This is a genomic window from Nocardioides sp. (genome assembly GCF_035703625.1).
Taxonomy (GTDB): domain Bacteria; phylum Actinomycetota; class Actinomycetes; order Propionibacteriales; family Nocardioidaceae; genus Nocardioides.
Window position 1 is genome coordinate 20,733 of record NZ_DASSXS010000158.1, and the last position, 6,626, is coordinate 27,358.

Annotated in this window: 6 protein-coding genes; all 6 read right to left on the reverse strand. The window is 69.7% G+C overall.

Translation table 11 applies throughout. From position 1 onward, the window contains the following. Positions 1-7: 7 nt before the first annotated feature. Positions 8-1,276, reverse strand: a complete 1,269-nt coding sequence (locus tag VFN12_RS07880) for an MlaD family protein (RefSeq protein ID WP_325118087.1) — start codon at positions 1,274-1,276, stop codon at positions 8-10. Then, positions 1,273-2,709, reverse strand: coding sequence for an MCE family protein (locus VFN12_RS07885; RefSeq protein WP_325118088.1), 1,437 nt, complete (start codon positions 2,707-2,709; stop codon positions 1,273-1,275). Before VFN12_RS07885 ends, VFN12_RS07880 begins: the two co-directional genes overlap by 4 nt. Next, positions 2,706-3,914 (reverse strand): MCE family protein, encoded by a 1,209-nt coding sequence (locus tag VFN12_RS07890; RefSeq protein ID WP_325118089.1) that lies wholly within the window; start codon positions 3,912-3,914, stop codon positions 2,706-2,708. The genes VFN12_RS07885 and VFN12_RS07890 overlap by 4 nt, the downstream gene beginning before the upstream one ends. Positions 3,915-3,963: 49 nt before the next feature. Further along, positions 3,964-4,944: an MlaD family protein gene (locus VFN12_RS07895; RefSeq protein WP_325118090.1), complete on the reverse strand. Its 981-nt coding sequence runs from the start codon at positions 4,942-4,944 to the stop codon at positions 3,964-3,966. Then, a complete protein-coding gene (locus VFN12_RS07900) occupies positions 4,941-6,011 on the reverse strand; it encodes an MCE family protein (RefSeq protein WP_325118091.1) in 1,071 nt (356 codons plus the stop codon). The genes VFN12_RS07895 and VFN12_RS07900 overlap by 4 nt, the downstream gene beginning before the upstream one ends. Further along, positions 6,008-6,626, reverse strand: a 619-nt coding sequence (locus VFN12_RS07905) for an MCE family protein (protein ID WP_325118092.1), incomplete at its 5' end; no start/stop codon positions are given. The genes VFN12_RS07905 and VFN12_RS07900, both read right to left, overlap by 4 nt.

Sequence of the window (6,626 nt, forward strand, 5' to 3'; positions counted from 1 at the left end):
ACCACCTTCATCGGGTCGCCACCGGGCCCACCAGAAGCCACTTCCACGAATCGTCTCCCAGGATCGACAGGTTGCCCGGATCGAGGAACCGAACGGGGTTGCCCTGCGCATCCACGGCACCCTCCACCAGGCCGGTGGAGGGATCGTAGGACCCACGGTACGCGCGACCGGGTGACGAGCTCCCCTGGCTGTCCGGGGAGTACTTGCTGCCCCGCATGTTGTACGGCGGCCCGCTGTCGCAGTGCGCCGGGAAGATCGGGGCATCGCTGGTCTGGTCTGCCCGCCGCCACTGGTTGGGCGGCATGTAGCCCTGGGTGCACGGCTGCACCTTGTTGGAGTACTGCATGTTCACCCGGCCACCGCCACGAGCCGGCGTGCCGGTGAAGCCGCTGGAGATGGTGCGGGGGAAGGTGACGAGCAGCTGCTCGAGACCGGCGAGGTGCGAGACGACCACCTGGTTGATGCTGACCGCGTTGCCGAGCAGCACCGGCAGGGTCGGCTCGAGGTCGACGAGCATCTTCTCCAGCTCCCGAGCCGTGCCGGGGGTGCCCTGCAGCACCCCGCGCAGGTCCGCGTCGCTGCGGCGCAGGGACCCGGTGAGCAGCCGCAGGTCCCGGGCGAACGAGCGGATGTTCTCACCCTCGTCCCGCTGGGTCCGCAGCACGGTCAGGCCGTGGTCGAGGAGCGCGATCGTCTCCTTCTCGTGCGCGGCCGCCTCGTCGATGAACCGGCTCCCCTGGTCCAGCATCTGCTGGAGCGCGAGGCCGGTGTCGGTGAACATCAGTCCCAGCTCCCGGACGACCACCTGAAGGTTGCGGCGGTCGACGGAGGAGACGAACTGGTCGAGCTCGACCAGCAGGTCGGCCTCGTCGACCGGCATCGACGCCTCGCTGCCCTCGAGGGTGTCGCCCTGCTCGACGTAGGGGCCATCGTCGTCCGGCGGCTCGAAGTCGAGGTACTGCTCACCGACTGCCGAGAGGTTGTGCACGTACATCGGTGAGTCCTGGGGCAGCTCGGTGCCGTCCTCCAGCGCCAGGTCGAGCCGGACGCCCTCCCTGGTCGGCGACATCGCCGACACCTCGCCGATCTTGACGCCCCGGTAGGTCACCTCGCTGCCCTCGAAGAGACCGCCCGAGGCCGGGAGCGTGGCGTGCACGGTGATCCCGCGACCGAGGATCCGGTCCACGAAGCCCAGATAGCTGCCGGCGATGTAGACGATCCCGACGGCGCTGAGGGTCAGGAACGCGGCGATCCGCACCTTGACGCTGTGCCTCATGCCGACCCCCCGGAGCCGAAGGGTTCGAAGCCGAACAGCCCGGCGTACGTCGGTGACGCCCGGCCGCTGCCCAGAGCGTCGGTCAGCGCGCTCAGGTCGGTGCCCAGGCTGCTACCGAGGCTGCTGCTCAGGCTGCTACTGAGGCCGGGGATCGGGAGCGGCGGGACCGAGGGGCCCGGACTGTCCGGGCCGGGGCCGTCGGGGACGGGCGCGATCGCCCGGCACACCGGGTTGCGCCTGTTCTCCGGCTTCTGGCACTGCCGCCGGAGCCTCCTCAGCTGGCCCGGGTCCCGCAGCACCTCCTGGCAGGCGGCACTGCTGGGGTTCTGGCTCTGCAGGCACCGCGCGACGTCGCCGATCACCTCACCCGGGTCCGGCAGGGGCCCGGTCGGCCCCCCGTCGCCGCCACCGCCCTCGGGCAGGAAGGTCTCGAGGTTGATGCCGGCACGGATCGAGGCGTTGGCGTAGTCGCCCTTCACGACGTTCGCGGCTTCCTGGGGGAACGGGAAGCTGATCATCATGTCGAGGCCGGGGGCCAGGCTCTTGCCCGCGTTGCTCAGCCTGGTGAGGACGGGACGCAGGTGGGCCAGCGAGGCGATCAGGTTGTCCTTGCTCGCCCCGATGACCCGCGAACCGACCTCCCCGAGGCGACGCAGCGCACTGAGCATCCTGATCAGCTCCTGGTGCTGGTCGGCGAGCACCGAGACCGCCGGCCCCATCACGTCGAGCGCGTCGCCGATGGTCCTGCGCTCGGCGTTGAGGGTCGCGGTGAGGTCGTTCATCGACTCCATCGCCCCGATGATCTGGGCCTTCTGCTGGTCCAGCGTCCCGATCACGTTCTCCAGCGAGCCGAGCAGGTGCCGGACCCGGCCGGTACGGCCCGACATCACGTTGTTCAGCTCCTGGGTGATGGTGCCGAGCTGGCCGACACCGCCACCGTTGAGGATGAAGGACAGGGCGCCGAGGACCTCCTCGACCTCCGGGTTGCGACCGGTCTCCGACAGGGCGATGGAGTCGCCCTCGCCGAGTCGGCCGACCGGCTCCTCGCCGACCGGCTCCTCCAGGGCGACGTACTTCTCGCCGAGCAGGCTGACCTGCCGGATGTCGGCGACCGCGTTGTCGGGGAGCACGACGTCCTCGCGCACCAGCATGGTGACCTTGGCGTGCCAGCCGATCCGGTCGACCTCGGTCACCTCGCCGACGGTGACGTCGTCGACCATCACCGTGGAGCGCGGTACGACGTTGAGGACGTCGGCGAACTCGGCGGTCACCTCGTAGGCGTCGTCATCGTCCACAGGCGAACCCGGGAGGGGCAGGTCGTAGGCGCCCTCGAACTCGCACCCGGACAGCACCAGCGCCCCGGCCGCCAGGAGGGCGGGCAGCGTGCGGCGCAGGCGGCTGATCGGCCGGCTGATCGATCGGGGTCGGCTCATGCTCCACCGCCGATCAGGGTGTCGAGGCTCGCGGCCCCGTCACCGGCGTACTGGCGCGGGACCGTGCGCGAGTCGGGGTCGATGTCGGCGAGCCTCAGGGGCAGGTCGGGAGGACCCGACGGCTGCGTCTGCCCGGCGACCGGCTCCAGCAGGCGCGTGAAGATCCGGCACGCCAGGTTCTTGCTCGGGCGAGGCATGTCGGACTGCATCACGATCGCGCACAGCAGGCCGTCCGGGTTCCCGAAGGTGCCCTGCAGGCCGATCCGCGAGCCGATCGACCCGGTCTGGTTGTTGAAGGCGACCGCGAGGTTGCCCAGCGCGAGCGGCCCCACCCGCAGGACCGTGTCGAGACTGTCCCGCTCGGAGTTGATGGTCTTCATGACCCGCGTGAGCTTCTCGAGGTCGGTGACCAGCGCGGTCCGGTTGTCGCGGACGAACCCCTCGACGGTGCCGACGGACCGGGCCACGGCGTCGAGGGCCCGCTGGAGCTCCACCCGCTCGTCGGCCAGCGCGGACGAGACCCCCGCGAGGTCCCGGATGAACGCGCGCACCAGGCGGTCGTTCTCGCCGAGCACCCGGGTGAACTTCGCGAGCTCGGTCACCGTGCCGAAGAGGTCACCGCTCCCCCGCCCGAAGGTCGCCGTCGCGGCGGAGAGGTTGCGGATCATCTGGTTGCCGAGGCGCCCCTCGCCCTCGAGGTTGCGCGCCCCCGCGCGGAGCAGGTGGTCCAGCGTCCCGTCGCGGTTGACGCCGTTGGGGCCCAGCGCCACCGACAGGTCCCGCAGGCTGGAGTAGATCCGGTCGAGCTCGACGGGCACGCCGCTGTCCGGGAGCGGGATGTCGGCGCCGTCCTCCATGACCGGGCCCCCGGTGTACGCCGGGGTCAGCTGCACGAACCGGTCCGCGACCAGCGTCGGGGTGATCACGGCCGCCTTGGCGTCCGCGGGGAGCTTCTGCTCGGCGTCGTACTCCATCTCGACCCGTACGGAGTTGCCCTCGGGGACCACGGCGGTCACCCGGCCCACCTTGACGCCCAGGATCCGGACCTCGGACCCCTCGTAGACGCTCACCGCGCGCGGGAAGTGGGCCGTCACCGTGCGGACCTCGTCGTCGCCGCGGACCACGAAGAACGTGGCCGCGAGCAGGACGACCGCGGCGGCGACCGCGAGCGCCCGACCGTTGACGTGCTGCCAGACCCGGTTCATTCGGGGTCCCCGTTCGAGGCGGAGCGAAGCGAGCATTCGATTGGGGTGATCATCCCAACCCCCCTGGCTGGAACTCACCGGTCGGGATGGTGGCGAGATTGAAGACGTAGGCGTCGAACCACGGCCCGGTGCCGATGATGTTGCCGAGGATCGCGGAGTAGGGGCCGACCGCGTCGAGCGTCGCCTTCAGCTGCTTCTCCTTGCGGATCAGGAGGTCGAGAAGGTCGTCGACCTCCTGCAGGGCGGGGCCGATCTCGGCCTGGTTGTCGCGGGCCAGGCCGCGCAGCTCGTCGGCCAGGATCCGGGCGTTGACCAGGAGCCGGTGGATGGCGGCCTTCCGGCGCTCGAGCTCCCGGAAGACCAGGTCGCTGCGGTCCATCAGCCGCACGATGTCCTGGCTGCGGCCCGCCAGCAGCGCACTGACGTTGCGCGAGCTCTTGAGCAGCGACCCGATCTGGGCGTCGCGCGACGCGACGGTCTCCGACAGCCGCGAGATGCCCTCAAAGGTCGCGTGCACCTGCGGAGAGGAGGTGTTCATGGTCTTCGACACCACGTCCAGCGCCTGCTTGAGCTGGCCGGTGTCGATCCGCTCGGTCGTGGTGGTGAGGTCACCGAACACACCGACGATGTCGTAGGCCGACCTGGTGCGGCTGACCGGGATCACGTCGTCCTCGTCGAGCTGGCCCGAGCCGACCGGTGTCAGGTCGAGATACTTCTCGCCGAGCAGGTTGAGCACCTCGATCGACGCCTCGCTCTCGGTGCCGAACTCGACGTCCTTGTCCACCTCGAAGGTCACCACGACCTTGGCGCCCTCGAGCTCGACCTCGTCGACCCGGCCGACCCTGATGCCGCCGACCTGGACGATGTTGCCGCTGCGGAGCCCGCTGGCGTCGGAGAACTCGGCGCGGTAGATGTCGCCGCTGAACCCGGGGAACTTGGACAGGTTGAAGGAGGCCGCCATCACCAGGAGCATCACGACCACGGTGATGGCTCCCAGGCGGAGGATCTGGCCCTCGGTGTAGCGCCTCATGACTGGCACCTGTCGGCCGTGGAGTGGAAGCGGATGCTGCTCAGCTCGCGGGTGAGTGCCTTCACGCCCGGAATGTTCTCGAGCTTCGGCAGCTCGATCTTTCCGGAGAACTCGCAGAGGTAGTAGCTGTACCAGGAGCCGTAGGTGCCGGTCCTCGTCTGGTCGGTCATCGACTCCGGCAACCGGTCGAGGGTCTGCTCCACGACCGCGCGGTTCTCGGGCTGGTTGAGCAGCGCGGCCAGCCTGCGCAGCTGCACGATGTCGTCCTTGACCACGGGCCGGCTGCGCCGTACCAGGTCGGCCACCACGACGGTCAGCTCGGAGACGTTGTCGAGGGAGGCGCCGATGGTCGACCGGTCACGGGCGAGGTCGGTCATCCAGCCCTTGAGCTCCGTGATCAGCTGACCGAGCTGCTCGCGGCGCTGGTCGACCGTGTCGAGGGTCTGGGTGAGGTTGTCGATCACCTCGCCGATGAGCCGGTCGCGGTCAGCCAGGCTGTTGGTCAGCGAGGCGGTCTTCTCCATGAGCGAGGCGACGGTGCCGCCCTCGCCCTGCAGCACCTGCACCAGGTTGAGACTCAGCTCGTTGACCTGGTCGGGGCGCAGCGCCTGGAACAGTGGCTGGAATCCGTTGAACAGGACGGTGAGGTCGAGCGCCGGGCTGGTGTTCTCGATCGGGATGGTGCCTTCGGGCTCGAGAGGCTGGGCGTCGGAGTCCGAACCGCGCTCCAGCGCCATGTAGCGGTCTCCGACCAGGTTGAGGAAGCGGATCTCGGCCCGCGACTCGGTGGTCAGGTCGATCTCGTCCTTGACCCGGAAGGTGATCACCGCGTGGGCACGCTCGTAGTGGTCGACCGAGCTGACCTCGCCGACGCTCACGCCGGCGATCCGCACGTCGTCGCCCTCCTGCAGCATCGAGGCGTTGCTGAAGACCGCCTTGTACTCCTCGCCGCCGCCGAACCCGATGTTGCCCATGATCACCACCAGCAGGCCGGTCACGAGGATCGAGGCGAGGGTGAAGATCCCGAGCTTGATGGCGGCGCTGATGGTCGCGCTGTTGCGGCTCACGCCCGATCACCACCCGTGCGCACGACGGGGCCGTACATCAGTGGACCGAGGGAACCGTAGGTGTCGACGGGGTGGCCGGACCGGTCGGCCAGCAGGGCGTTGATGATCGCCTGGTCGCCCGGGGTGCCGGCGAAGCCTGTCCCGGTGGACGCCGACGTCGGTGCCACCGGCGCGGTACTGGTCGGCGGGTTGTCGTCCAGCGAGGTGCCGTCGCGCAGGGGCTGCGGCGGGACCGGCTCCGGAGGGTTGGGCAGGCCCAGGCACCAGGGTCCACGCCCGACCTCGCCGTAGACCGGGCGGTCCCGCTGGTCGTACTCGCGGTACTGAGGGGTGTTGAAGACGAAGAACTGGCGGATCATGTTGCCGCGGAAGACCGACGCGAGCCGGGGGCGGTAGTTGGCCAGCCCCTTGAGCAGGCAGGGGTACTCCGGGGAGTAGGTGGCCAGGAGCTGCAGGATCGGCTCGGTGACCTCGCCGACCCGGATCAGGTTGGTCTCGTTGTCGGCCAGGATCCGGGTCGAGGTGTCGGCCAGCCCGGACAGGTCCGCGAAGAAGACGTCGAGCTCCTGTCGCTTCTCGAGGACCGTGCGGCTGGTGGTGGTGACGTTGCGCAGG